This is a genomic window from Pseudonocardia sp. ICBG1293, assembly GCF_020131355.1.
In the GTDB taxonomy this organism is placed as follows: domain Bacteria; phylum Actinomycetota; class Actinomycetes; order Mycobacteriales; family Pseudonocardiaceae; genus Pseudonocardia.
The window spans coordinates 182,552-208,432 of sequence record NZ_JAHLEL010000009.1; the positions used below are offsets into that span (position 1 = coordinate 182,552).

Here is a 25,881-nt window from a genome sequence, read left to right on the forward strand (position 1 = left end):
GGAGCTGCCCAGGGCAGAACCGGGCGCGGACCGGGCCGTCCCCCGGCCACGGTGGGGTCATGAGCGACTCACCGCGCCCCCCCGCGCTTCGACGACCGCGCCCGCCGCGACCTCTACGACCAGCGCGTCGTGATGCTCGACGGCCCCCTCGACGACGACAACGGCATCCTGCTCGCCACCCAGGTCGTGGCGCTGGCCGCCCGCGACCCGGACGCCGACATCGCGTTCTGGATCCACTCGCCCGGCGGGTCGGTGCCGGCCATGCTGGCGCTGCGCGACCTGTTCCGGCTGGTCCCCTGCGACGTGTCCACGCTGGTCCTCGGCATCGCCTACAGCGCCGGGCAGTTCCTGCTGTCGGCGGGCACCCCGGGCAAGCGGCGTGCGCTGCCGCACTCGCGGGTGCTCATGCACCAGGGCTCGTCGGGGATCGGCGGGACGGCCGTCGACATCGAGCTGCAGGCCGACGACCTGCGCCACACCCGCGACACCGTGCTCGGCCTGATCGCCGAGGACACCGGGCAGCCGGCGGAGCGGATCTTCACCGACTCGCTGCACGACCGCTGGTACTCCGCCGCCGAGGCGCTCGACTACGGGTTCGTCGACGCCGTCGTGACCTCCTTCGACCAGGTCGTGCCCCGCCGCGGCGCCGTCCCGACCGGCTTCGGCGTGGGGCGGTGACGGCGGTGAGCACCTACACGATCCCGAACGTCATCGCCCGCACCCCGAGCGGTGAGCGGGTGCTCGACGTGTACTCCCACCTGCTCACCGAGCGGGTCGTCTACCTGGGCACGGAGATCGACGCGGGCGTCGCGAACGCCCTGATCGCCCAGCTGCTGTTCCTGGAGGCCGACGACCCGGACCGTGAGGTGCAGCTCTACGTCAACTGCGGCGGTGGCGACCCCAGCGCGATGCTCGGCATCTACGACACGCTGCGCCACGTCCGCTGCCCGGTCGCGACGACGTGTGTCGGGCAGGCAGTCTCGGTGGGCGCGGTGCTGCTCGCCGCCGGGACCGAGGGCCGTCGCGGCGCGCTGCCGCACGCCCGGGTCGTGCTGCATCAGCCGGCGGCGCAGGGCCGCGGGTCCATCCCGGATCTGATCCTGCAGGCCGACGAGCTGGTCCGGATCCGCGCCGACATCGAGGAGATCCTGGCCCGGCACACCGGGCAGACCGTGGAACGGCTGCGTGCCGACACCGACCACGACCGCGTGTTCACCGCGTCCGCGGCCCGGGACTACGGCCTGCTCGACACCGTGCTCGAGCCGCAGCCGCCACGTGTCCGCGAGCGTCGCTGAACGTGCCGGGTCAGGCGGCCAGGGCGTACGCGCACTGCGGCCCGTCCGCCCGCGGCACCGCCGCGAGACCGTCGGCGACGCCGCGGGCCAGCCCGGCGAGGTCGGTCCCGAGCGCCCCGGCGACGGCGGCGATCATCTCGCTGGAGGGTTCCTTGCGCCCCCGCTCCACCTCCGAGAGGTACTGCGGTGACACCCCGGCGCGCCCGGCCGTCGCATGCAGCGTCTCGCCGCGGTCGTGCCGTCGTCGACGGAGCTCACGGCCGAGTGCGTGCCGCCAGAGGGGTTCGCTCATGGGGGCACGGTAGGGCCCGGCGGGGGCCGTGGTCCCCGGGTTCCGCCCAGGGCGGAACCCGGGGCGGGCGCTCAGGCCTTCAGGAAGTCGAGCAGCGCGGCGTTGAACTCGTCGGGGTGGGTGGCGTTGAGGCCGTGCGGACCGCCCTCGATCAGCACGAGCTGCGCGCCCTCGATCGACTCGTGCGAGCGCTTGCCGGACACCTCGAAGGGGACGATCGCGTCGGCGTCACCGTGGACGACCAGGGTCGGGATGCCGGCGTCGGAGACCTTCTGCACGTCGCCGCGGAAGTCGGTGCGCCCGAACGCGGTGATGCAGTCCAGGGTGCCCTTGGGCGACGCGAACTCGGCGATCGCGCGGTGGTAGGCGCGGTTCGGCTCGCTGATCAGGTCGGTGCGGTCGCCCGCTGCGAAGAAGTTCGTCGTGAACTCGTCGAGGAAGGCGATCCGGTCACCGGTGACGCCGCCCTGGAACTGCTCGATGGTGGCGTCGTCGAGGCCGCCGTCGGGGTTGTCGTCGGACTTGTACAGGTACGGCGGGACGGCCGCGGCCAGCACGGCGCGGGCGACCCGGTCGGTGCCGTGCTTCGCGATGTAGCGGACGACCTCGCCACCGCCCATCGAGAACCCGACGAGGGTGGCCTCGCGCAGGTCGAGGTGCACGAGCAGGGCGTGCAGGTCGTCGGCGAAGGTGTCGTAGTCGTAGCCCTCCCAGGGCTGGGAGGACTGGCCGAAGCCACGCCGGTCGTAGGTGACGACCCGGTGGCCGGCGTCGACCAGCGCGGGGACCTGCTTCTCCCAGGACCTCCCCGACAGCGGCCAGCCGTGGATCAGTACGACGGGGGCGCCGGAGCCCTGGTCGGTGTAGTGCAGCTCGACCGGGCTGCCGTTCTCGGTTCCGATGCTGAGCTGGGGCATGGTGGGCTCCTCCGTGACGATCGGTTGTGTCCTCCCGATGTCCGTACCCGACCCGGCTCGGGCCTACCCGTCGACGACCGTGCCCTGCCCGAGCAGCCGCTCCAGCACGGCGCGGACGGTCGGGTCCTCCACCGTGTAGTACACGTAGGTCCCCTCGCGCCGGTTCTCCACCAGGCCCGAGAGCCGCAGCTTCGACAGGTGCTGACTCACCGCGGTCGGGGCGGAGCCGACCAGGTCGGCGAGGCAGGCCACCGACGACTCGCCCTGCATCAACGCCCAGAGGATCTTGACCCGGGTCGGGTCGGAGAGCATGCGCATCGCGTCCGCCACCCGGCGGACCTCGTCCTCGGGCGGCATCGCGAAGCCGTGGATGGACTCGTGCACGCCGCCGAGGATACCTGCGTGACTGCGCGGATGGTCCACCGTCTTGGCATCTGGATGCCTGCCTGCGTATCTTCGTGCATGCGCAGGTACGGTCTCACGCATGCGATCCGCTCTGACCCTCCCCGAGGTCCGCTGGGCCGGGGCCTCCCTGCTGGCGTTCCTGGCCGCGCTGGGCGCCGACCTGCTCGGCGCGCCGTCCGCGGTCGTCGTCGGCCTGTACCTGGCCTGCTACGTCCTCGGAGGCTGGGAGCCCGCGCTGGAGGGGCTGCGCGCGCTCGGGGAGAAGCGGCTCGACGTGGACCTGCTGATGATCGTCGCGGCGGCCGCGGCGGCCGCGATCGGGCAGTGGTTCGACGGCGGCCTGCTCATCGTCATCTTCGCGACCTCCGGGGCGCTGGAGTCGGTCATGACCGCCCGCACCCGGGCCAGCATCGACGCGCTGCTGGACCTCGCCCCGGAGACCGCCACCGTCGTCGACGACGACGGCACCGAGCGCGTCGTCCCCGCGGCCGGGCTCGTCGCGGGGCAGGCGGTCCTGGTGCGGCCGGGCGAGCGGGTCCCCGGCGACGGCACCGTGCTCGACGGGGTCTCGGAGGTCGACACCTCCGCGTTGACCGGGGAGCCGGTCCCGGCCCGGACCGGCCCGGGTGACACGGTGCTCGCGGGCACCGTCAACGGCACCGGGGTGCTGCGGGTCCGGGTCTCGCGCGACGCCGCGGACACCGTCGTCGCGGGGGTCGCCGCGCAGGTCGAGCGGGCCGCCGAGACCAAGGCGGGCCGCCAGCTGTTCATCGAGCGCGTCGAGCAGCGCTACTCGGTGCTGGTCGTCGCGGGCACCGTGCTGCTGCTCGCCGTGCCGCTGCTGCTCGGCGCACCGTTCCAGGAGACGCTGCTGCGCGCGATCGTCTTCATGATCGTGGCGTCGCCGTGCGCGATCGTGCTGGCGACGATGCCGCCGCTGCTGGCCGCGGTCGCGGTGTCCGGCCGGCGCGGGACGCTGGTCAAGGACGTCACCGTGCTGGAGGCGCTCGCCGAGGTCGACGCCGTGGTCCTGGACAAGACCGGCACGCTGACCTCCGGCCGTCCGCAGGTCGTGTCGGTGACCCCGTTCGGGGCCCGCTCGGCCGACGAGCTGCTCGCGCTGGCCGGCGCGGCCGAGGCGGGCAGCGAGCACGTGCTGGGCCGGGCGGTCCGCGCGCACGCGCTGGAGCGCGGCCTGCACCTGCCGCAGGCCGAGGGGTTCACCGCCGTCCCGGGCGAGGGTGTGCGAGCGGTCGTCGGCGGGCGGGAGGTCGCCGTCGGGCGTCCGGAGCTCGCCGGCGACCGCGAGGTCGCCGGGGTCGCCGCGCTGCAGGAGGCGGGCCGCACCGCCGTCGTCGTGCTGGTCGACGGCGAGCCGGCCGGGGTCGTCGGGCTGTCCGACGAGCCGCGGCCGGGTGCCGCGGACGCGCTGGCCGGCCTGCGTCGCGAGGTCGGTGACGAGCCGCAGGTCCTCACCGGTGACGCCGAGCGTCCGGCCCGGGTGCTGGCCGACCGGCTCGGCCTGACCCGGGTGCGGGCCGGCCTGCTGCCCGACGGCAAGGTCGAGGTCGTCCGTGCCGAGCAGGCCAGGGGGCGCCGGGTCCTCGCCGCGGGCGACGGCATCAACGACGCGCCGCTGCTCGCCTCGGCCGACGTCGGCCTCGTCGTCTCCGAGGGTGCGGGGGCGCTGTCCCTGGAGGCCGCCGACGGCGTGCTCACCCGCGACCCGCTCGGCTCGCTGGCTCCGCTGGTCGTGCTGGCCCGCCGTGCGCGGCGGATCGCCAGGGCGAACCTCGCCTTCGCCGCCACGGTGATCGTCGTCCTGGTCGGGTGGGACCTGCTCGGGACGCTGCCGCTGGTGGTCGGCGTCGCCGGGCACGAGCTGTCCACGGTGCTGGTGTGCCTGAACGGGCTGCGGCTGCTCGTCGTCGCGCGCCGCGAGGACCGGCGGGCCCGCGGTGTCGCCGTGCCGGGTGTCCCGGCCCCCGGGCGGGAGCGCGTCGGCGTCTGACCGGGCGGGGTCAGGCCGGGGCGGCGGCCAGCGCGGCCAGCGCCATCCGGCGCAGCACCGCGGTACGGGCGTCGGCCCCGCGCGGCGACGGCTGCTCGGCCCGTGGTGCGTACGGCGTGGAGTTGAGCAGTCCGAACACCCCGTGGGCGACGGTGCGGGCCTCGGCCGGGGCGACGTCGGGGTGTGCCCGGCGCAGCGTGTCCACCCAGAGCTCGACGTAGGTGCGCTGCAGTCGGCGGACGGTGCGGCGCGGCTCCTCGGGCAGGTTCGCCAGGTCGCGGTCCTGCACGACGATCAGCTCCGGCTCGCGGGTCGCGAACGCGACGTGGAAGTCGACGAGGTCGGCGAGCGCGACACCGGGGTCGTCGTGGTGCACCCGTCGGCGGCCGCCGTCGAGCAGGCGCTCGGAGATGTCGATGAGCAGCTCCGCCAGCAGGGCCTCCTTGCCGGGGAAGTGCCGGTACAGCGCGGGACCGCTGACGCCGACCGCGGCTCCCAGGTCGGCGATGCTCACCCCGTGGAAGCCGTGCCGGGCGAACAGCCGTGCCGCCTCGGTGAGGATCTGCTCGCGCCGCGACGGGGCCCCGGACGGCGTGCCCGCGCCGTCCGCGGGGGAGGGGCCTGCTGCGACCATCCGGCGATCGTAGCGCCGTCGGTTAACGACTGTTAACAGGCCCGTGCGGTCCGTCTCAGGATCCGCACAGGTCCGCGGCGATACCCTCGTGGGCGTGATGAGGACCCTGCGCCGGATGCGCGAGCGTCTCGGCGTGCGCGCCGCCTCCGCCCTCGCGGCGGCGACGGCGGTCGCGATGGTGCTCGTCGTCGCCGGTGTGTCGCTGGTCCTGATCCTGGAGAACCAGCTCAAGCGCAACACCGAGGAGGCGCTGCTGGCCAACGCCCAGCAGGTCGCCGAGCGGATCCAGGCCAACTTCGCCGAGCGCCGCCCCGGTGATCCCGCCAAGGAGAACGCGGTGGTCACCACCGCCCGGCGGACCGACATGGTCCAGGTCGTCACGGCCTGGAGCGACCGGACCGGGGCCCCGGACGACCGCGTCGGGTCGCACGGCGACGGCCGCAACATCGAGGTGTTCGCGTCCTCCGAGCCGCTGGACGGCCGCCCCCAGCTGGTGGGCTGGGTCCTCGCGCCGCACGAGACGCGGTCCCAGATGGACGTGCCGGTCACCTACCACGACGCGGGTGGCCCCGATCCCGAGTCCCGGCCCGGTCCGCTGGAGACCGAGAACATGATGGTCGTCGGTCTCGGTGTGCGCGCCTTCGACCGGCCGATCACGATCTACTCGGCCCAGTCGACCGACCAGATGCACCGGGCCGTGGACCTGGTCACCTGGCTCGTCGCGGGCGGTGTGCCGCTGCTGGTGCTGGTCGCGGGGGGCTTCACCTACCTGTTCGCCGGCCGCGCGCTGCGCCCGGTGGAGGACATGCGGTCCCGGGTCGCCGGGATGGGCGACAAGGACCTCTCCCAGCGCGTCGACGAGCCCGTCGCCCGGGACGAGGTCGGCCGCCTCGCCCGCACCATGAACCAGATGCTCGGGCGCATCGAGTCGTCCCAGACCACCCAGCGCCGCTTCGTCGCCGACGCCAGCCACGAGCTGCGCAGCCCGCTCGCGACGGTCTCCACCGGCCTGGAGCTGCTCGGCTCCGGCATGCCGGAGGCGTCCGCGGACCGGGCGACGGTCGACGTGCTGCGCGGGGAGGCCTCCCGGCTGACCGGGCTGGTCGAGAACCTGCTGTTCCTCGCCCGCGCCGACGAGCGCGGTATCGCGCCGCGCCGCGAGGAGGTCGACCTCGACGAGATCGCCGACGCCGAGCGGGAGCGCCCGTCCGCCGACGCCGCCGTCGTGGTCCGCGTCAACAGCGAGCCCGTCCGGGTGGTCGGCGACCGTGGTCAGCTGGTCCGGGTGCTGCGCAACCTGGTCGACAACGCCAAGCGGCACGCGTCGTCGACGGTCGCGGTGTCGGTCCGGGTGGAGGACGGCGTCGCGGTGATCGAGGTCGACGACGACGGCAACGGGGTCCCGGAGGCCGACCGCGCGCGCGTCTTCGAGCGCTTCGTGCGGCTCGACGAGGCCCGCTCCCGCGGCGACGGCGGCTCCGGGCTCGGTCTCGCGATCGTGGCCGAGCTGGTCGCGGCGCACGGTGGCACGGTGGAGGCGACCTCGTCGCCGGAGCTGGGCGGGGCGCGGTTCCGGGTCACCGTTCCCGCGACGACGGCGCCGCTGTCCGAGGAGGAGACCTCCGAGCCGGTCGAGGCCGCCCCGGCCGACGCCGGGACGACCGAGGAGCCGGCGCCGGAGCTGTACGACGACCGCCCGTCCGGTCCCCTTCCCCGGGTCGCCGCGCGGCCGCGGTGGGCGCGGGACGCGGAGCCCGGTGACGTCGGCCCGGACGCCTGGCTGGGTCAGGGCGTGGACGACGAGGCCGCCCCGGAGGTGCCGGAGTACGCCGTGACGCAGAACGGCGCGGTGCGCAACGGCGGCGGCAACGGCGCGGCACGGAACGGGGCGGCGCAGAACGGGGCGGCGCAGAACGGGACGGCCCAGAACGGGACGGCCCAGAACGGGACGGCGCGCGACGAGGCGCGCACCGGCGCGGGGCGCCCGGTCATGGGTGCCGGGGCGGTTCCGGAGGAACCGGCCCGCCCGGTCCCGGCCCGCCCCGCGCCGGCGGGCGCGTCGTCGCGCGGTGCCTCCGGCCCGGATGGCATGATGCGCACGCCCGGTGACCCGGCCGTCACCCACGGCTCGGGCACGGATGGTCGGACCGCGGACAGCGCACCGGGGCCGACCCCACCCGCCCCGGAGGACGATGTGTCCGCACCGCCCGCCCCGGCTCGTCCCGACCCGCCGACCGGGCCGCTGCCGATCCGGCCGAACACCGTCGGCAGCCCGTTCGACGAGAACGCCACCCGGCCGCTGCCGGTGGTCGCGCCGCGTACGCAGCCGGGCCGCGCCGGCACCGCCGTCGCCCCGCGGGAGGCCGCCCGTGGTGCCCGGGACACCGGCCGCGAGCCCGCCGGGACCGGGCGTGAGCCGGTCCGCACGCCGTCGCCGCGGCGCCCGTTCGACCGTCGTCGCTGAGCGGGCCCCCGCCGGTCAGCGGGGTGGCGCGGCCGCGGGCTCGGACATCCGGTAGCCCACGCCGCGCAGCGTCTCGATGCTGTGGGTGCCGAACGGCGCGTCGATCTTGCGGCGCAGGTAGCCGACGTAGACCTCGACGACGTTGACCTCGCCGTCGTAGTGCGCGTCCCACACCGAGCGCAGGATGTCGGTCTTGGTCACGACCTGCCCGGTGTTCTGCATCAGGTGTTCGAGCACGCCGAACTCCCGCGGGGTCAGCGGGATCTCGGTCTCGCCGCGGTGCACCCGGTGCGTGCCCGGGTCCAGCGTGAGGTCCCCGACCCGCAACACGGTGGGCGCGGCCTCCCCGGCCCGGCGCAGCAGCGCCCGCAGCCGTGCCTGCAGCACGACGAAGGAGAACGGCTTGGTCAGGTAGTCGTCGGCGCCGAGGTCGAAGGCGTCGGCCTCGTCGTACTCGCCGTCCTTGGCGGTCAGCATGAGCACCGGCGTCCAGACCCCGCGGTCGCGCAGGTGCTGCAGGATCCGGTAGCCGGACAGTCCCGGCAGCATGATGTCGAGGATGACGACGTCGTGCCGCCCGGACAGCGCGAGCTGCAGCCCGGTGGGGCCGTCGTGCGCGACCTCGACCTCGTGCCCCTCCCCGGTCAGGCCCCGGCGGACCAGCTCGGCGAGCGGCTTCTCGTCCTCGACCAGCAGCAGGCGCACGCCTCCCAGGGTAGTGGTCGCCGTCGCCCGCTCTGGACGACGCGTGTTAACAACCGCTAACCTGTTAATGCTCATTAACACCCTGACCCCCCGGAGGTCCCGATGACGGCACCGCAGGCCCCACCCGCGCCGGCCCCGGGGCTCGGCACGGCGGTGGACCCGGCCGACCCGCGCGCCGTGGAGAACGACGCCGCGCACCGCGCACTGGTCGCCGACCTGCACGCGCAGCTCGGCCGCACGCGCCTCGGCGGGCCGGAGAGGTCGCGGGCCCGGCACGTCGAGCGGGGCAAGCTGCTGCCCCGGGACCGGGTGGACGCACTGGTGGACCCGTCGTCGCCGTTCCTGGAGCTGTCCCCGATGGCCGCCCACGGGATGTACGACGACCAGGCCCCCGGCGCCGGGATGATCACCGGTGTCGGCCGGGTCGCCGGGCGCGAGGTCGTCGTCGTCGCGAACGACGCGACGGTCAAGGGCGGCACCTACTACCCGATGACGGTCAAGAAGCACCTGCGCGCGCAGGAGGTGGCGCTGCACAACCGGCTGCCCTGCGTGTACCTGGTCGACTCCGGCGGGGCGTTCCTGCCCGCCCAGGACGACGTGTTCCCCGACCGCGAGCACTTCGGCCGGATCTTCTACAACCAGGCGCAGATGTCCGGCCGGGGCATCCCGCAGATCGCCGCCGTCCTCGGCTCGTGCACCGCGGGCGGGGCGTACGTGCCGGCGATGAGCGACGAGGCCGTGATCGTCCGCAACCAGGGCACGATCTTCCTGGGCGGCCCGCCGCTGGTGAAGGCCGCGACCGGCGAGGTCGTCACCGCCGAGGAGCTGGGCGGCGGGGACCTGCACGCGAAGGTCTCCGGCGTCACCGACCACCTCGCCGCCGACGACGCCGACGCCCTCGCCCGGGTCCGCGCGATCGTCGCGACGCTCGGCCCGCGCGCCCCCCGCCCGTGGGACGTGCACCCCACCGAGGAGCCCGCCGTCGACCCCGCCGGGCTCTACGGCGCGGTGCCGACCGACACCCGCACCCCCTACGACGTCCGCGAGGTCGTCGCCCGGGTCGTCGACGGCTCCCGGTTCGCCGAGTTCAAGTCCGAGTACGGCACCACCCTGGTCACCGGGTTCGCCCGGATCCACGGCCACCCGGTCGGGATCGTCGCCAACAACGGGATCCTGTTCTCCGAGTCCGCGACCAAGGGCGCGCACTTCGTCGAGCTCTGCGACCAGCGCGGCATCCCGCTGGTGTTCCTGCAGAACATCTCCGGGTTCATGGTCGGCCGCGAGTACGAGGCCGGTGGCATCGCCCGCAACGGCGCGAAGATGGTCACCGCGGTGGCCTCCACCCGGGTGCCGAAGCTGACCGTCGTCATCGGCGGCTCGTTCGGCGCCGGGAACTACGCCATGTGCGGGCGGGCGTACTCGCCCCGGTTCCTGTTCATGTGGCCGAACGCCCGCATCTCGGTGATGGGCGGCGAGCAGGCCGCCACCGTGCTCGGCACGGTCGGCAACGCCGACCCGGACGCGATCCGCGCCCAGTACGAGACCCAGGGCCACCCCTACTACTCCACCGCCCGGCTGTGGGACGACGGCGTCATCGACCCCGCCGACACCCGCACCGTGCTCGGGCTGTCCCTGTCCGTCGCCGCCCACGCGCCCCTGGCCGACCCGGCCTTCGGCGTCTTCCGGATGTGAGGCCCCCCATGGGATCGGCACTGTTCGACACCGTCCTGGTCGCGAACCGCGGCGAGATCGCGGTCCGCGTCATCCGCACCCTGCGCTCGCTGGGCGTCCGGTCGGTCGCCGTGTACTCCGACGCCGACGCCGCGGCCCCGCACGTCCGCGCCGCCGACGAGGCCGTCCGGATCGGCCCGGCCGCCGCGGGCGAGTCCTACCTGTCGGTGGAGAACGTGATCGCCGCCGCCCGGGCGACCGGTGCGCAGGCGATCCACCCCGGCTACGGCTTCCTGTCCGAGAACACCGCGTTCGCCGCCGCCTGCGAACAGGCGGGGATCGCCTTCGTGGGGCCGCCGTCGTCGGCGATCGAGGCGATGGGCGACAAGATCCGCGCCAAGCAGACCGTCGCGAAGGCCGGGGTCCCGGTCGTGCCCGGGTCCGACGGCTCCGGCCTCACCGACGACGACCTGGCCGCCGTCGTCGCCGACATCGGGTACCCGGTGCTGCTCAAGCCGTCGGCCGGCGGCGGCGGCAAGGGCATGCGCGAGGTCCACTCCCCGGAGCAGCTGGCCGACGCGATCGCCGGTGCGCGCCGCGAAGCCCGCGGTTCCTTCGGCGACGACACCCTGCTCGCCGAGCGGCTGGTCACCACGCCGCGGCACATCGAGATCCAGGTGATGGCCGACGCGCACGGCACCGTCGTGCACCTCGGCGAGCGCGAGTGCTCGCTGCAGCGCCGCCACCAGAAGATCATCGAGGAGGCACCCTCGGCTCTGCTCACCCCCGCGCAGCGCACCGAGATGGGCCGCGCCGCCTGCGAGGCCGCCCGCAGCGTCGGCTACACCGGCGCCGGCACCGTCGAGTTCATCGTGAGCTCGGACCGTCCCGACGAGTTCTTCTTCCTGGAGATGAACACCCGGCTGCAGGTCGAGCACCCGGTCACCGAGGAGGTCACCGGCCTGGACCTGGTCGAGCTGCAGCTGCGCGTCGCCGCGGGGGAGCCGCTGCCGATCACCCAGGACGACGTGGCGCTCACCGGGCACGCGGTGGAGGCCCGGGTGTACGCCGAGGCCGCCGCCGTCTCCGGTGACGCGCTCACCTTCCTCCCGTCCGGCGGACCGGTGCTGGACTGGACCCCGCCGCCCGGCGTGCGGGTCGACGCCGGGATCGAGACCGGCACCGTGGTCGGGTCGGACTACGACCCGATGCTGGCCAAGGTCATCGCCCACGGCGCCACCCGTGACGAGGCGCTGCGCCGGCTCGACGCCGCGCTGCGCGACACGGTGCTGCTCGGGCTCGACTCCAACATCGGGTTCCTGCGGGCCCTGCTCGCCGACGACGACGTCCGCGCCGGGCGCCTCGACACCGGGCTGATCGCCCGCCGCGGCGCCGCACTGGTCGACGACACGGTGCCCGCCGACGTCCTCGGTGCCGTCGCCGGTCTCGGGCTGCTGCGCCGGGAGCCGGCCGGGCCCGTGGTGGACCCCTTCGACATCCCCGGTGGCTGGCGGGTCGGGGAGCCCGCCTGGACGGTGACCCGCCTGGTCACCGGAGGCGCCGAGGGCGTCGTCGAGGTGCGCGCCCGCGGCCGGGCGGCAGGGTTCGACCTCGCGCTGCCCGCCGCCGCTGGAGCGGCGGACGCGGAGGACACCGCCGTGCCGGCGTCGGCGGCACCCGCAGCGGCCGCCGCCCGGTGCCGCACCGCCGCCGTCGCACCGGGGGTCGTGGAGCACACCCAGGACGGGCGCACCCGCCGGTGCGCCGTCGCCGAGGGCGCCGACGGGGTCGTCTGGATCGGCCGTGACGGGCACGCCTGGGGCGTGCGCGAGCAGGCACCGACGGAGGCCGCCGCGGCCGCCGGCGGTGCGGGCGGACCGGTCGTCTCGCCGATGCCGGGAACGGTGACCGTCGTGGAGGTCGCCGACGGGGACGCCGTCGCCGCGGGTCAGAAGCTGGTCGTCGTCGAGGCCATGAAGATGGAACACGTGCTCACCGCCCCCGTCGACGGGACGGTGCGCGAGCTGAGGGCCCGGGCCGGAGCCACCGTCGCCAAGGACGCGGTGCTGCTCGTGGTCGAGCCCGTATCGGAGGAGCAGCCATGACCGTCGCCCAGGACACCACCACCGCCGAGGAGTACGAGGCGCTGCGTGCCGCGGTCGAGGAGTTCGCGCGCACCGAGGTCGCCCCGGTCATCGGGGACCTGTACATCCGCGAGGAGTTCCCCTACGCGATCACCGCGAAGATGGGCGGGATGGGCCTGTTCGGCCTGCCCGTCCCGGAGGAGTACGGCGGGCAGGGCGGCGACTACCACGCCCTCTGCCTGGCCCTGGAGGAGCTGGCCCGGGTCGACTCCTCGGTCGCGATCACCGTCGAGGCCGGCGTCGGGCTCGGTGCCATGCCGATCCTGCGGTTCGGCACCGACGAGCAGAAGTCGCGCTGGCTGCCCGACCTCGCCGCGGGCCGCGCGCTGGGCGCGTTCGGGCTCACCGAACCCGGTGGCGGCTCCGACGCCGGCGCCACCCGCACCACCGCCCGGCTCGACGGCGGCGACTGGGTGATCAACGGGTCGAAGTGCTTCATCACCAACTCCGGCACCGACATCACCTCGGTGGTCACCGTCACCGCCGTCACCGGTGAGAAGCCGGACGGCCGCAAGGAGATCTCGGCGATCCTCGTCCCGGCGGGCACGCCCGGGTTCACGGTGAGCGAGAAGTACTCCAAGGTCGGCTGGAACTGCTCCGACACCCGCGAGCTGTTCTTCGACGACGTCCGCGTCCCCGAGGCGAACCTGCTCGGCGAGCGCGGTCGCGGCTACGCCCAGTTCCTGTCCATCCTCGACGAGGGCCGGGTCGCGATCGCGGCGCTGGCGACCGGGCTGGCCCAGGGCTGCGTCGACGAGTCCGTGCGCTACGCCGGTGAGCGTGAGGCGTTCGGGAACACCATCGGCTCCTACCAGGCGATCCAGTTCAAGATCGCCGAGATGGAGGCCCGCGCGCACACCGCCCGGCTGGCCTGGCAGCACGCCGCGCGGCTGCTCGTCGCGGGGGAGCCGTTCAAGAAGGAGGCGGCGATCGCCAAGCTCGTCTCGTCGAACGCCGCGATGGACAACGCGCGCGACGCCACCCAGATCTTCGGCGGCTACGGCTTCATGAACGAGTACCCGGTCGGGCGGTTCTACCGCGACGCGAAGATCCTCGAGGTCGGCGAGGGCACCTCCGAGGTGCAGAAGATGCTGATCGCGCGGCACCTGGGCCTGTGAGGACGATCGTTCGGTCACCGAACGACATTCCCGTCACGCGCGTGACGACCGTGATGCGGTGCCGCGCGCGTGACCGGGGTAGACCGGTGTCATGAGCAACGAGGTCAACCACCAGGTACGGCTCGCCGCGCGCCCGCAGGGCACCCCCGGCCCGGAGGTGTGGGAGCACACTACCGAGCCGGTGCCCGAGCCCGGCGAGGGCCGCATCGTCGTCCGGGTCAGCCACGTCTCGCTGGACCCGGCGATGCGCGGCTGGATGAACGAGGGCCGTTCGTACGCGCCCCCGGTCGGGATCGGCGAGGTGATGCGCGCGCTCGGCCTCGGTGAGGTCGTCGCCTCGAAGAACCCGGACTTCGCCGTCGGCGACACCGTCACCGGCGTGCTCGGCGTCCAGGAGTACGTCGAGAGCGACGGCCGCGGCCTCCAGAAGGTCTCCCCGACCGCGGACGTGCCGCCGGAGCGCTACCTCGCGCTGCTCGGCATGACCGGCATGACCGCCTACTTCGGGCTGTTCGACGTCGGTGCCCTCACGGAGGGGGAGACGGTCGTCGTCTCCGGTGCGGCCGGCGCGGTCGGCTCCGTCGTCGGTCAGCTCGCCAAGATCAAGGGTGCCCGGGTCGTCGGCATCGCGGGCGGTCCGGAGAAGTGCGCGTGGATCACCGACGAGCTCGGGTTCGACGCCGCGATCGACTACCGCTCGGAGAACGTGTCGCAGCGGCTGAAGGAACTCGCCCCCGACGGCGTGGACGTCTACTTCGACAACGTCGGCGGGGAGATCCTCGACGCCGTGCTCGGCAGGCTCGCGATGCGCGCCCGCGTCGTCCTCTGCGGCGCGATCAGCCAGTACAACGCCGAGGGCGGCATGACCGGCCCGAAGAACTACATGAACCTGCTGGTCAGCCGGGCCCGGATGGAGGGCTTCCTGGTCGGGGACTACCTCCCCCGCTGGGGCGAGGCCGGCACGGAGCTCGCCGGCTGGCTCGCCGAGGGCCGCCTGCACAGCCGCGAGGACGTCGTCGACGGCACCGTCGACGACTTCCCGGAGGTGTTCGGAAAGCTGTTCCGCGGTGAGAACACGGGCAAGCTCGTGCTCCGGCTGAAGCGGAGCTGACCCCGACCGGCACCATGGCGGGGTGCGCCTCGCCATGGCCCGGACCGCCGTCGTCGTCTCGGGGGCGGCGATCCTCGTCGTCGAGACCCTCGCGACCCGGCTCGTCGCGCCCTACGTCGGACTGACCCTGGAGTCGACCACCGCGGTGATCGGGGTGGCCCTCGCCGGGATCGCGGCGGGGGCCTCGCTCGGTGGGCGGTGGGCCGACGAGCGCGACCCGGTCGCCGTCGCCGCGCTGATGATGGTCGTCGGCGGCCTGGGCACCCTGGCCGTGCGGCCGGTGGTCCGGCTGCTGGGTCCGCTGCTCGGCGCCGGGCCGTACGCCGCCGTGGTGCTCGTCGCCGCGTCCACCCTGGTCTCGGTGACGGCGCTGGCCGCGGTCACCCCGGCCGTGACCAAGGCCCGGCTGACCGGGCTGGACCGCTCCGGCGAGGTCGTCGGCGGGCTGTCCGCCGCGGGCACCCTCGGGTCGCTCGCCGGGACCTTCCTCACCGGGTTCGTGCTGGTCGCGCTGCTGCCGGTGAGTGCGATCCTGCTGGTCACCGCCGCCGCCTGCCTCGTGCTCGGGCTGGTCCTCGCACCCCGCCGGCGGCGCTCGGACATCGCGAAGGGCGGCGCCGCGGCGCTCCTGCTGGCCGTCGCGCTCGTCGCGCTGCCGGGGCGCTGCGACGCCGACACCACCTACTACTGCGCCGCCGTCCGGACCGACCCCGCGGACCCGGCCGGTCGCTACCTGGTGCTCGACGACCTGCGCCACTCCTACGTCCGCCTCGGCGCCCCCGCACACCTGGAGTTCGCCTACACCAAGCGGTTCGCCGCCGCGATCGACACCGCGTTCCCGCAGCGGCGGCCACTCGACGCGGTGCACGTCGGCGGCGGCGCGCTGACCATGCCGCGCTGGCTCGCCGCGACCCGCCCCGGTAGCACCTCGACCGTGCTGGAGCTGGACCCCGGCGTGATCGACCTCGGGGTGCGGTCGCTCGACGCGGGTGCGATCCCCGGCACCACCGTCCGGACCGGCGACGCCCGGGTGAACCTGGCCGCGCTGCCCGACGACTCCGCCGACCTCGTCGTCGGCGACGCCTTCGGGGCCCGCTCGGTGCCCTGGCACCTGTCCACCACCGAGTTCCTCGACCAGGTGGCGCGGGTGCTGCGCCCGGGCGGGGTCTACGTGCTCAACGTGATCGACCGGTACCCGCTCGACCTGGTGAAGGCCGCCACCGCGACCGTCGGGTCCCGGTTCCCGACGACGATGCTGCTCGCCCTCCCCGACGAGTTCGCCCCCGGCGGCGGCGGGAACGTGGTGGTCGTCGCCTCGGACCGGCCGCTCGACCCGGCCGCCCTCGGCGCCGCCGTCGCCCGCTCCGAACCGGCCGGCACGGTCCTCGACCCGGCCCGCACCGCCGCGTTCACCGCGGGGGCGCCGGTCCTGACCGACGACCGCGCCCCGGTGGACCAGCTGATCACCACCGGCCTGGCGGGGTAGGGCGCCGCCCCGCCCCGCCCGGCGTCCCGCTGTGCCGAGATGCAGCTCAGCGGGAATTGTGGATCTCCGGCGCCCGCTCAGCTGCATCTCGGCGCAGGTGATCCGAGCACGGACGATCCGGCGGCGTGGCGGCTCCGCTCATCGAGATATAGCTCGGGGGGCCTACCGGGAGGTGGGGGCCATCGGAGACGCGCTCCTCCGGGAGGCGAGGCCCGGCCGCGCGGGGTCCGGATCACGCTAGGGTCGCGACGGGGGTCCGGTGGGCTCCGTCGGACGATCGAGGGGGAGACGGGCGTGGCGACCTGGGAGGACCTGAAGGCCTACGTCGTGGTCCGGTACGAGATCGTCCGGCAGGGCGCGGACGAACTGCGGTTCCGGCTGCCGACGACCGAGGACCGGGACCAGCTCGTCGTCGTGAAGCGGGTGCGGGAGGGCGCGGGCCAGCCCGGCGTCGAGGTCACCGACGCGGCGGCCGCCGTCGCGGACCCGGACCAGGAGTGGGTGCAGATCGAGTCCCCGGTCGCCCGGCTCGGCGAGGTCGACCTCGGCCGTGCCCTGGAGCTGGCCGGGCCGTCGGTGGTCGGCGGGCTGGCCGCGGAGGAGGGCGTCGTGGTGTTCCGGCACTCGATCCCGCTCGGCCCGGCCGCCCTGGACGGCTTCGAGTTCCCGTTCCGCCAGGTCGTCCACCTCGCCGACGAGCTGGAGCACGCGCTCACCGGGCGCGACGACCACTGAGGTCGGCCGTGCGGCCGCCGTCACACTTGACCTGAAGTCCGGTTCAGCTCCCAGGCTGCGTGCATGGCCGACTACACGCTCCCGGACCTGCCCTACGACTACTCCGCGCTCGCGCCGCACATCGCGCCCGAAATCATGGAGCTGCACCACAGCAAGCACCACAACACCTACGTCCAGGGCCTCAACACCACCCTGGACAAGCTCGCCGAGGCCCGGGACAAGAACGACTTCGGCGCCATCGTCGGACTCGAGAAGACCCTCGCGTTCAACCTCGGCGGCCACGTCAACCACTCCGCCTTCTGGAACAACCTCTCCCCCGACGGCGGCGACGAGCCCACCGGCGACCTCGCCACCGCCATCGAGAAGGACTTCGGCTCCTTCGACGCGTTCCAGGCCCACATCACCGCCGCCGCCACCACCATCCAGGGCTCCGGCTGGGCCATCCTGGGCCACGACGCCCTCGGGGACCGGCTCCTGGTCCACCAGCTCTACGACCAGCAGTCCCAGCTCCCCGCGGGCCAGACCCCGATCGTCCTGCTCGACATGTGGGAGCACGCCTTCTACCTGCAGTACAGGAACGTGAAGCCGGACTACGTCAAGGCCTGGTGGAACGTCGTCGACTGGGCCGCCGCCGCCGAGCGGTTCGCCGCGGCGCGGGCGTGACGGTCGTCGATCCGGCCGGGGGCCTGCGGACGGCGTTCCGCGGGCACCCGGCCGGGGTGGCGGTGCTGACCGCGACCGGGCCCGACGGCCCGGTCGGGATGACGGCGTCGTCGGTCGCCTCGGTCGGGCTGGACCCGCCTGCGGTGTCGTTCTCGACGGCCCGCGACTCGCGGCTGGCCCGGGCGCTCGGGGGGGGGTGTCTCTATGGGTTCGTCAAGCGGCGGCGAGTTCTGGATCGGGGTTGTTGACCGTGGGCGGGTTGTAGGGGCGGCGGTCGCGGAGCATGGCGTAGATGACGTCGGTGCGGCGTCGGGCGAGGCAGATCAGGGCGGCGTTGTGTCGTTTGCCGGCGGCTCGTTTGCGGTCGTAGTAGGCGCGGCTGGCGGGGTCGGCCAGGGCGGCGAATGCGGACAGGAACAGCGCGGATTTCAGGGCGTGGTTGCCGCGCTGGGATCGGGTTTCGCCTTTGATCGAGGTGCCGGAGCGGCGGGTGACTGGGGCGAGGCCGGCGTAAGCGGCGAGGTGCCCGGCGGTGGGGAACCCGGAGCCGTCGCCGACGATGGTGAGGATCTTGATGGCGGTCCTGACCCCGAGTCCGGGCATCGAGGTCAGGACCGGTCCAAGAGGGTGGGCCTCCAGGCGGGCTTCGAGCTCGTCGGCGAGCTGGTCGCGTTCGGCGTGGACCTGGCGCAGCTGCCCGGCGACGCCGGTGATGACACGGGCGAACGCGGCCGTGCCGGGAACGGTCAGGCTCTGGGCGTCGAGCGAGGTCAGGATCTGGGCGGGAAGGGTGCGGGCCAGTCGAGGCGACCGGGCCCGCATCGTCTCGGCGATCCCGTCAGCGCCGAGCTCTCGCAGGGCTTGCGGGGTGGGCGCGGCCGCGAGCAGGTCGAGCACGCCACCGCGGTCCAGGCGTGGCCCGAGCAGGCGTTCCAGGGCGGGATGAACATGCAGCAGGGCGTCGCGCAGCCGGTTCGTCAGCCGGGTGCTCTGCCCAGCCAGGTCATCGTCGTAACCGGCGAGCACAGTGAGTTCGGCGAGGGTCTCGTCGTCGGTGCCGACCCGGCGCAGGGTGTGCGGCATCGTCCGGGCGGCCTCGGCGATCACGTGGGCGTCGCGGGCGTCGGTCTTGGCCTGCCCGGGATGCAGGTCGGCGATGCGGCGCATCGCCAGCCCGGGCAGGTAGGCCACCGTGATCCCCAGATCACGAGCGACGGCGATGGCCAGCGCTCCGATCGAGGCGGGCTGGTCGATGACCATCAGCACCGCGCCGTGCTCGGCCAGCCCGGACAGCACGGTGCGCAGCGCCGATTCGTCGTTGGGCAGGGCCTTGTCGTGCACCCGCTTCCCGTTGGTGTCGACCGCGCAGGCGTGGTGTTCGGACTTGCCCACGTCCAGGCCGCAGAACACCGCGAACCCGGTCGGGTGCTGGTCAGGATCGGGCAACCGCCGCTCCCTTCTCGTCGCGGCAGGCCGACCACGAGCACCCGCGCCGGCAGCCACGTTACGAGCAGACCACACGGGTCAGGTCTCTATCAGCGGTCGTTGGCGCCCTCCGGCCACGGCGACAACACCCCCCAGATCATCGGGCGACAGGGGCAGTCAGTCATACCGCGGCCGGCGGCCTGCAAGCCCTCAGCGGGCTTGATCAAGAAGGTAACGGGGGTGGGACGGTCGTCGTGCACCTGCTCGACGACACCGACACCGGTCTCGCAGCGGCGTTCGCGGTCCCGGGCGCGGAGCGCTTCGGCCGCGGGGTCCGCTGGGTGAGCCTGCCGACCGGGGAGCCCTGGCTGGTCGACGTCGGCACCGCGCTGCGCTGCCGGGTGCTGTCGGTCACCGGGGTGGGTGCCTCGCTGCTGGTCGCGGCCGAGGTCGTCGAGCTGCTCGGACTGCGCCGCCGCGGCGGGCCCCTGGTGTGGGTGGGCCGGGCCTACCGGGCGGTGTCCGGGGAGGCCACGGTCACAGCGGCTGCGGATGCACGTCCAGCGCCTGGTCGATGACCGTTCGCAGGCGGTTGAGCAGCTCGTCGGCCTCGCTCCAGGTCACCGCACCGGTCGCGACGCCGTGGCGCAGCTCCTCGGCGATCGTGCGGGCGAATCCGGTGGACCAGATGTGACGGGGGTCGTTGCTCCGCATGGAGGAATCTTGCCCTACGCGACCGGTGGTGTTCACTCCGGGTGTGCAGTTCGTTCAAGGTGCGTGTGCGACAGCGTGGGCGACCTCGGTGACGTCCGAGGATGCGCGGTGCAACGACGCGGGACGGAGAACGTGTCCACGGTCACGCACCGGGGGTGGTGGTCCGACCGGCGGGACCCCGCGCACCCCCGGGTGGTCCGGTGTCGCCGCCCGCGGGGGTCGGATCGACGATTCGCCCGGTGTGCGTCACGATGATCGCCCGGCCCCCGGGCGGATCGATCAAGACGGAGCGTGCGCGTGACCACCTCGGAGTACAGCAGCATCACCCCCGGGGACCTGGCCATCGCCACGCTCGGTCCGGCCCGCATCACCTCCCCGCTGGCCCCGCTGCTCGACGCCCGCCGCACCACCGAGCACTACGTCGACTCCGGAGACCGGGTCCTGCTCGACGACACCGCCGCCGGGATCCGGGCCCGCGGCGTCGAGCCGGAGGAGCTGCCGGGCCTGGAGCCGTGCGGGCCGCGCCGGCAGATCTACTTCGACCCGTCGAAGACCCGCGCCGGGATCGTCACCTGCGGCGGACTGTGCCCGGGCCTCAACGACGTCATCTCCGGCCTGGTCCGCACCCTGACCTACCACTACGGCGTGCGCCGGGTCGTCGGCTTCCGCAACGGCTACCGCGGCTTCGTCTCCTCCTACGGCCACGACGTCGTCGAGCTCTCCCCGGAGTCGGTCCGCGACATCCCCGTCGACGGCGGCACCTTCCTCGGCACCTCGCGCGGCCCGCAGGACCCGGAGGAGATCGTCGACTGCCTCGAGCAGATGCACCTCAACGTGCTGTTCGTGATCGGTGGCGACGGCACCATGCGCGGGGCGATGGAGATCGCGCGGGTGGTGGCGGAGCGGGGGCTGCGCATCGCCGTCGTCGGCATCCCGAAGACGATCGACAACGACATCCCGTTCATCGACCAGTCCTTCGGCTTCCAGACGGCGTTCTCCCAGGCCAGCGAGGCCATCCGGTCGGTCACGGTGGAGGTCAAGTCCACCCCCGGCGGGGTCGGGCTGGTCAAGCTGATGGGCCGGCACTCCGGCTTCATCGCCTGCTACGCCTCGCTCGTGCGCTCCGACGCCGACGCCGTCCTGATCCCCGAGGTCCCCTTCGAGCTCGACGGCGAGACCGGCCTGCTGCACCACCTGCGGCGGCGGGTGTCCCAGCGCGGGCACGCGGTGGTCGTCGTCGCGGAGGGCGCCGGACAGGATATGCTCCCGCCGGTCGGGCGCACCGACGCCTCCGGCAACGCCAAGCTGTCCGACGTCGGCCCGTGGCTCAAGGAGCGCATCGCCGACTCCTTCGCCGAGGCCGGCATGGAGACCACCGTCCGCTACGTCGACCCGAGCTACATCATCCGCAGCGTCCCGGCCAACCCCTACGACAGCGTCTACACCGTCCGGCTGTCCCAGGCCGCGGTGCACGCCGCGATGTCCGGCCGCACCGCGATGGTGGTCGGACGGGTGCGACGCCGGTTCGTGCACATCCCGATGAGCCTGGCGGTGAGCCGGCGCAACCAGGTCGACCCGCACGGCGACCTGTGGATGGCGGTCCTGGAGTCCACCGGGCAGCCGTGGCGCTTCGGGGAGGACTCCGGCGCACCCACCCGGGCGCCGCACACCTGACCGGTGCGGGTGGGCGCCTAGTTCAGGTGCGCCCGGTGCTTCATCGCCTCGGTGCGCACCTCGTCCAGCAGCTCCGGGCCCGAGCGCGACCCGCGGCCCGGACCGTCCACCCAGGACTCCATCAGCCGGGCCGCCTCGTCCCAGCGGGCCTGCGCGGCGAGCACCTCGCCGAGCTCGCGGATGAGCTCCGGACCCTGATGGCGCAGCCCCAGCCGCATCCGCAGTACCCACTCCAGCCCGTCGTGGTCCCGGGAGCGGCCGTAGGACGTCCGGAGGTTCTCCAGCATCCGGGCCAGGATCCGGCGGGTCGAGGTGCGCGGCAGCATGCCCGAGTCGAAGGGCACCTCCGGGCCGGCACCCGTCGTGGCGCGGAAGAGCCGCTCGCAGCCGGCCGGATCGAGCCGCCTCCCGCCGTCGAAGGGGTCGACGAGGCGCTGGGTGCCGGGCACCCGCACCAGGAAGTGCCCGGGCATGCCGACGCCCTCCAGCGCCACCCCGGCCCGGCGGCCGACCTCGATGGCCACGACCGACAGCGTGATCGGGATGCCGGTGCGGCGTTCGAGGACGTCGGGCAGGAACGAGTTCCGCGGGTCGGCGTAGTCGGTGGAGTTGCCCCGGAACCCGGCCTCGGTGAACAGCCGGTGCAGCAGCGACTCGAACCCGGTGACGCCCTCGGCGAGCTCGTCGAGCGTGACGCGGGCCCGGGCGGCGGCGACGGCGGCGACCTCCGGGTCCGGCGCGGCCCCCGCGGCGATCGCCAGGGCGCCCTCGTCGAGCTGCGGTTCGGGCCCGGTCACCATCCGCAGGAAGCGGGTCACCGGGTCGGCGCGGTCGTGCCGGGTCACCCCGGGACCGTACCGGGATTCACGGGGGCGACATGGTGACGCGCACGACCGTGCCCGTCACCTGGCCCGGGTCGTCCTCCGCGGTCCACACCTGCAGCACGTCGGACAGCTCCGAGGCCAGCCACATCCCCCGGCCGCGGTTCCCGGCGACCGGGGGCGCGGCAAGCCCGGGGAACGCGAGCCGGAACGTCGCGGCGTCGCGCATCTCCGAGACCAGCCCGGACTCGGTGCGCCACATCCGCAGGACCGGGTGGCCCGACCCGTGCTCGACGCCGTTGCTGACCAGCTCGTTGACCGCCAGGACCAGGTCGGAGACCCGGCTGGGTCCCAGCCCGGACAGCTCGGCCTGCCGCTCGACCACGCGCCGCATCGATCCGAGGTCGTCCAGGGTCACCGGCAGCGTCACGATCGCGGGACCCAGCTCCGCCGGTGGTCGCTGCGGGTTCTCGGCCAGCAGCTCGTGGTCGTCGCGCCGGCCGCCGGTCGGGACCGGTGCGCCGTCGACGAGGAACTCGTCGTGCAGGGCCCCGGCGTGCGCGCGGTCGTCCTCGGCGTCGGGGAAACAGCACAGCAGCTCGACCGGCAGACCGCGCAGGGCGTGCGAGAGCGCGAGGTCCAGGCGGGTCCAGTAGGCCGCGTCCACCCCGGGCAGGTCGACCGGCTGGCCGACCGTGCAGACCCCGGACGCGCCGTCGGTCAGCGCCTCGCGGACCGCGCGGCTCCAGCGCCCCGCGACCGTGAACGGCGGGGCCGAGTGCATCCGGTCCGGCGTGCGGAACTCCACCCCGGCGTCACGGCCGAGGGCACGACGCAGCACGGCGGCACACCGGGGTTCGACGACCACCAGCGCACGGCGGCCCGCCTCCAGTGCGCCGGTCACCGGTGCGGTGAGTGCGGCGGCCTGGTGGTCCGGATCCCGGTACGGCACGGCCCGGTGGACGAGGCCGTCCGGGACGGGGCGCGGGGTGGCGGTGGCGGTCATCGGTGGTCGCGGGCGGTCGGGGTCATGGGGCGTAGGCCTTCCACGTCGAAGCTGTGCCCATCTGCTCAAGGCGGCTCCTGACGGGGGTGACCATAACCAAACCGCGCCGGTCCCGTGGTGCGGGGCGTGTGTGTTCGCCGACCTCGCGCGCCCGCGCGGCCCGTGGTGCGGTAAGAGAGCGGAACGGATCACCCACACATCACGAGCGGAGTGACAGATGCACGTCTTCGACGGAGTGGACGAGCTGCGGGCGGCCAAGGGGACCGAGATCGGTACCTCGCCCTGGCTGACCGTCACGCAGGAGCGGATCGACGGCTTCGCCGACGCCACCGACGACCACCAGTGGATCCACGTCGACGCCGAGCGGGCCGCGACCGGGCCGTTCGGCACCACGATCGCCCACGGCTTCCTGTCGCTGTCGCTGCTGCCCACGCTGGTGCAGTCGGTCTACAAGGTGGACGGGGTGAAGATGGGGGTGAACTACGGCCTGAACAAGGTCCGGTTCACCAGCCCGCTGCCGGTGGGCAGCCGGATCCGCGCCCGGGTCGAGCTGACCGACGTCAGCGACGTCTCCGGCGGCGTCCAGCTCACGCTCGGGGTGACCGTCGAGATCGAGGGCTCGGAGAAGCCCGCCCTGGTCGCCGAGTGGCTGACCCGGCAGTTCGTCTAGGAGGGGAGAACCCATGCGTGATGCGGTGATCTGTGAGCCGCTGCGGACCCCGGTCGGTGGGTTCGGGGGGTCGTTGCGTGAGGTCCCGGCCCACACCCTGGCCGCGACGGTGATCGGTGCGCTGATGGAGCGCACCGGGCTCGACGGCGCGGTGGTCGAGGACGTGGTGCTGGGGCACTGCTATCCGACGATGGACGCCCCGGCGATCGGCCGGGTCGCGGCGCTGGATGCGGGCCTGCCGGTGACGGCGGGTGGCATCCAGATCGACCGTCGTTGTGGTTCGGGTCTGCAGGCGGTGCTCTACGCCGCGATGCAGGTGCGGACGGGTGCGGCGGAGGTGGTGCTGGCCGGTGGTGCGGAGTCGATGTCCGGGGCGTCGTTCTACTCGACCGGGATGCGGTGGGGTGTCAAGGGCGGCCCCGGGGTGATGCTGAACGACTCGCTGGCCCGTGGCCGCGTCACCGCGGGCGGGAAGAACTTCCCGGTGCCGGGCGGGATGCTGGAGACCGCGGAGAACCTGCGTCGGGAGTACGCGATCCCGCGCGCCGAGCAGGACGAGTACTCGGTCCGCTCGCACCACCGGGCCGCGGCGGCGCAGGAGTCGGGGGTGTTCGCCGAGGAGATCGTCCCGGTGACCGTTCCGGGTCGCAAGGGCGACACCGTCGTGGAGCGCGACGAGCACGTCCGCCCCGACTCGACGGTGGAGAAGCTGGCGACGTTGCGCCCGATCCTGGGCAGGGACGACCCGGACGCCACGGTGACCGCGGGGAACGCGTCGGGGCAGAACGACGGTGCCGCGATCTGTGTGGTGACCAGCCCGGAGAAGGCCGCCGAGCTGGGGCTGCGCCCGCTGGTGCGGGTCGTGTCCTGGGGTCTGGGTGGGGTCCCGCCCAAGACGATGGGCATCGGGCCGGTCCCGGCGACGGCCAAGGCCCTGGACGTGGCCGGGCTGACCCTGGCCGACATCGACCTGATCGAGCTGAACGAGGCGTTCGCGGCGCAGGTGCTGGCGTGTACGCGGGAGTGGAAGTTCACCGACGCCGACTTCGAGCGCACCAACGTGCACGGCTCGGGGATCTCGATGGGGCATCCGGTCGGGGCGACCGGCGGCCGGATCCTGGCCACGCTCACCCGGGAGATGGTGCGTCGCGACGCCCGCTACGGGCTGGAGACGATGTGCATCGGCGGCGGGCAGGGCCTCGCCGCGGTGTTCGAACGCGTCTGACCGCGTGCTCCGGTCGGCTCAGTGCGTTCCGTCGCACGGAGCCGACCGGTGGTCGCATTCGGCGGTGAATCGATCGCTTCCTACTGTTCCGACCCGAAATGACCTTGCTAGCGTCGCCGTCGCGTGCTCCACTCGGTGGTCGGACGATCGGTGCGACGACACCCGCCATCGGATCCCTCGGTGCACCTTCCCAGCTCGACGGACGAGGACCGGTGGCCGCGCCACGCCCCGCCGGCACGAAGCAGGTGCCCGATGGACGTACCGACCCCCGGGGTGCGGGGAGGGTGGAACGCCTCCACCCCACCGCCCGGCAGGTGGACCGAGGAGATGACCCGCCCCCTCGCCGGCGGCCCGGTGCCGGCGACCCCCGCGCCGCCGGTCCGGTTGGCCGACGCCGTGTACGCCGACCCGCGCTTCCAGGCGCTGCGCGCCCGGCGCAATCGGTTCGTCGCCGTCGCCTCGGCGCTGTTCCTGGTCTGGTACGGGCTGTTCGTCGGGCTGTCCGCGTTCGCCCCCGGCCTGATGGCGACGCCGGTCGCCGGCTCGGTCAACCTCGGTTTCGTGCTCGGGCTGGCGCAGTTCGCGACCACCCTGCTGATCGTGGCCGCCTACCGGCGCTTCGCCGCCCGCCGGCTGGACCCGGCCGTGGCCGAGCTGCGCGCCCGCTACGGGGCCGGTGACCGGCCCCGAACAGA

24 protein-coding genes and 2 pseudogenes are annotated in these 25,881 nt (G+C 74.0%); 17 read left to right on the plus strand and 9 right to left on the minus strand.

Going from position 1 to position 25,881, the window contains the following annotated elements; translation table 11 throughout:
• Positions 1–81: 81 nt before the first annotated feature.
• Positions 82–678: pseudogene (locus KPF47_RS07375) on the plus strand (ClpP family protease); the annotation flags it as partial.
• Between the two features lie 5 nt (positions 679–683).
• Positions 684–1,295, plus strand: a complete 612-nt coding sequence (locus tag KPF47_RS07380; protein WP_224387772.1) for an ATP-dependent Clp protease proteolytic subunit — start codon at positions 684–686, stop codon at positions 1,293–1,295.
• Positions 1,296–1,305: 10 nt separating this feature from the next.
• Here KPF47_RS07380 and KPF47_RS38460 read toward each other — a convergent pair whose 3' ends face one another.
• From KPF47_RS38460 to KPF47_RS07395, 3 genes are all read right to left on the minus strand, one after another.
• On the minus strand, positions 1,306–1,587 hold the full coding sequence (locus KPF47_RS38460) for a helix-turn-helix domain-containing protein (RefSeq protein ID WP_255659243.1): 282 nt from the start codon (positions 1,585–1,587) through the stop codon (positions 1,306–1,308).
• 71 nt (positions 1,588–1,658) lie between these two features.
• Positions 1,659–2,504: an alpha/beta fold hydrolase gene (locus KPF47_RS07390; RefSeq protein ID WP_224387773.1), complete on the minus strand. Its 846-nt coding sequence runs from the start codon at positions 2,502–2,504 to the stop codon at positions 1,659–1,661.
• Positions 2,505–2,567: 63 nt separating this feature from the next.
• On the minus strand, positions 2,568–2,888 hold the full coding sequence (locus tag KPF47_RS07395) for a metalloregulator ArsR/SmtB family transcription factor (protein WP_224387774.1): 321 nt from the start codon (positions 2,886–2,888) through the stop codon (positions 2,568–2,570).
• Positions 2,889–2,988: 100 nt separating this feature from the next.
• Between KPF47_RS07395 and KPF47_RS07400 the strand changes: the two genes are divergently transcribed.
• Positions 2,989–4,920, plus strand: coding sequence for a heavy metal translocating P-type ATPase (locus KPF47_RS07400; RefSeq protein WP_224387775.1), 1,932 nt, complete (start codon positions 2,989–2,991; stop codon positions 4,918–4,920).
• A gap of 10 nt (positions 4,921–4,930) precedes the next feature.
• Here the strand turns inward: KPF47_RS07400 and KPF47_RS07405 are convergent, their stop codons facing one another.
• On the minus strand, positions 4,931–5,554 hold the full coding sequence (locus KPF47_RS07405) for a TetR/AcrR family transcriptional regulator (RefSeq protein ID WP_224387776.1): 624 nt from the start codon (positions 5,552–5,554) through the stop codon (positions 4,931–4,933).
• Between the two features lie 97 nt (positions 5,555–5,651).
• Between KPF47_RS07405 and KPF47_RS07410 the strand changes: the two genes are divergently transcribed.
• Positions 5,652–8,018 (plus strand): ATP-binding protein, encoded by a 2,367-nt coding sequence (locus KPF47_RS07410; protein WP_224387777.1) that lies wholly within the window; start codon positions 5,652–5,654, stop codon positions 8,016–8,018.
• 15 nt (positions 8,019–8,033) lie between these two features.
• Here KPF47_RS07410 and KPF47_RS07415 read toward each other — a convergent pair whose 3' ends face one another.
• A complete protein-coding gene (locus KPF47_RS07415) occupies positions 8,034–8,723 on the minus strand; it encodes a response regulator transcription factor (protein WP_224387778.1) in 690 nt (229 codons plus the stop codon).
• A gap of 102 nt (positions 8,724–8,825) precedes the next feature.
• Here KPF47_RS07415 and KPF47_RS07420 point away from each other — a divergent pair, with 102 nt between their 5' ends.
• The 8 genes from KPF47_RS07420 to KPF47_RS07455 all read left to right on the plus strand — a co-directional run bounded on the left by KPF47_RS07420 (position 8,826) and on the right by KPF47_RS07455 (position 17,899).
• Positions 8,826–10,415: a carboxyl transferase domain-containing protein gene (locus KPF47_RS07420; protein ID WP_308015351.1), complete on the plus strand. Its 1,590-nt coding sequence runs from the start codon at positions 8,826–8,828 to the stop codon at positions 10,413–10,415.
• Between the two features lie 8 nt (positions 10,416–10,423).
• Positions 10,424–12,499 carry a biotin carboxylase N-terminal domain-containing protein gene (locus KPF47_RS07425; RefSeq protein WP_224387779.1) on the plus strand — a complete coding sequence of 692 codons (2,076 nt, stop codon included), beginning with the start codon at positions 10,424–10,426 and terminating at the stop codon, positions 12,497–12,499.
• Complete coding sequence (locus KPF47_RS07430; protein WP_224387780.1) at positions 12,496–13,656, plus strand: acyl-CoA dehydrogenase family protein; 1,161 nt, start codon at positions 12,496–12,498, stop codon at positions 13,654–13,656. Before KPF47_RS07425 ends, KPF47_RS07430 begins: the two co-directional genes overlap by 4 nt.
• Positions 13,657–13,747: 91 nt before the next feature.
• A complete protein-coding gene (locus KPF47_RS07435) occupies positions 13,748–14,767 on the plus strand; it encodes an NADP-dependent oxidoreductase (protein ID WP_224387781.1) in 1,020 nt (339 codons plus the stop codon).
• A gap of 22 nt (positions 14,768–14,789) precedes the next feature.
• Positions 14,790–16,253 (plus strand): fused MFS/spermidine synthase, encoded by a 1,464-nt coding sequence (locus KPF47_RS07440; RefSeq protein ID WP_224387782.1) that lies wholly within the window; start codon positions 14,790–14,792, stop codon positions 16,251–16,253.
• 294 nt (positions 16,254–16,547) lie between these two features.
• A complete protein-coding gene (locus KPF47_RS07445) occupies positions 16,548–16,988 on the plus strand; it encodes a hypothetical protein (RefSeq protein WP_224387783.1) in 441 nt (146 codons plus the stop codon).
• A 63-nt stretch (positions 16,989–17,051) separates the two neighbouring features.
• Positions 17,052–17,651 (plus strand): superoxide dismutase, encoded by a 600-nt coding sequence (locus tag KPF47_RS07450; RefSeq protein WP_224387784.1) that lies wholly within the window; start codon positions 17,052–17,054, stop codon positions 17,649–17,651.
• The gene (locus tag KPF47_RS07455; protein WP_224387785.1) at positions 17,648–17,899 is read left to right on the plus strand and encodes a flavin reductase; all 252 of its coding nucleotides are present in this window, start codon (positions 17,648–17,650) and stop codon (positions 17,897–17,899) included. Before KPF47_RS07450 ends, KPF47_RS07455 begins: the two co-directional genes overlap by 4 nt.
• Here KPF47_RS07455 and KPF47_RS07460 read toward each other — a convergent pair.
• Positions 17,865–19,097, minus strand: coding sequence for an IS110 family transposase (locus KPF47_RS07460; protein WP_224387786.1), 1,233 nt, complete (start codon positions 19,095–19,097; stop codon positions 17,865–17,867). The two genes, KPF47_RS07455 and KPF47_RS07460, sit on opposite strands and share 35 nt — an antisense overlap.
• 233 nt (positions 19,098–19,330) lie before the next feature.
• Here KPF47_RS07460 and KPF47_RS07465 point away from each other — a divergent pair, with 233 nt between their 5' ends.
• Complete coding sequence (locus KPF47_RS07465) at positions 19,331–19,654, plus strand: flavin reductase (RefSeq protein WP_224387787.1); 324 nt, start codon at positions 19,331–19,333, stop codon at positions 19,652–19,654.
• Here KPF47_RS07465 and KPF47_RS07470 read toward each other — a convergent pair.
• Positions 19,614–19,790, minus strand: a complete 177-nt coding sequence (locus KPF47_RS07470) for a hypothetical protein (RefSeq protein ID WP_224387788.1) — start codon at positions 19,788–19,790, stop codon at positions 19,614–19,616. The genes KPF47_RS07465 and KPF47_RS07470 overlap by 41 nt on opposite strands.
• 297 nt (positions 19,791–20,087) lie before the next feature.
• On the opposite strand from KPF47_RS07470, the gene KPF47_RS07475 reads away from it, so the two are divergent.
• A complete protein-coding gene (locus KPF47_RS07475) occupies positions 20,088–21,464 on the plus strand; it encodes an ATP-dependent 6-phosphofructokinase (protein WP_224387789.1) in 1,377 nt (458 codons plus the stop codon).
• 17 nt (positions 21,465–21,481) lie between these two features.
• Here KPF47_RS07475 and KPF47_RS07480 read toward each other — a convergent pair whose 3' ends face one another.
• Both KPF47_RS07480 and KPF47_RS07485 read right to left on the minus strand, forming a co-directional pair.
• A complete protein-coding gene (locus tag KPF47_RS07480) occupies positions 21,482–22,309 on the minus strand; it encodes a SirB1 family protein (RefSeq protein WP_224387790.1) in 828 nt (275 codons plus the stop codon).
• Positions 22,310–22,328: 19 nt separating this feature from the next.
• Positions 22,329–23,291 carry an ATP-binding protein gene (locus tag KPF47_RS07485; protein WP_224387791.1) on the minus strand — a complete coding sequence of 321 codons (963 nt, stop codon included), beginning with the start codon at positions 23,289–23,291 and terminating at the stop codon, positions 22,329–22,331.
• A gap of 217 nt (positions 23,292–23,508) precedes the next feature.
• Here KPF47_RS07485 and KPF47_RS07490 point away from each other — a divergent pair, with 217 nt between their 5' ends.
• The 3 genes and pseudogenes from KPF47_RS07490 to KPF47_RS07500 form a co-directional block, all read left to right on the plus strand.
• Positions 23,509–23,961, plus strand: coding sequence for a MaoC family dehydratase (locus KPF47_RS07490; RefSeq protein ID WP_224387792.1), 453 nt, complete (start codon positions 23,509–23,511; stop codon positions 23,959–23,961).
• Positions 23,962–23,974: 13 nt separating this feature from the next.
• Complete coding sequence (locus KPF47_RS07495) at positions 23,975–25,186, plus strand: acetyl-CoA C-acetyltransferase (protein WP_224387793.1); 1,212 nt, start codon at positions 23,975–23,977, stop codon at positions 25,184–25,186.
• A gap of 327 nt (positions 25,187–25,513) precedes the next feature.
• Positions 25,514–25,834 (plus strand): annotated as a pseudogene (locus tag KPF47_RS07500) (DUF485 domain-containing protein); the annotation flags it as partial.
• Positions 25,835–25,881: the final 47 nt, after the last annotated feature.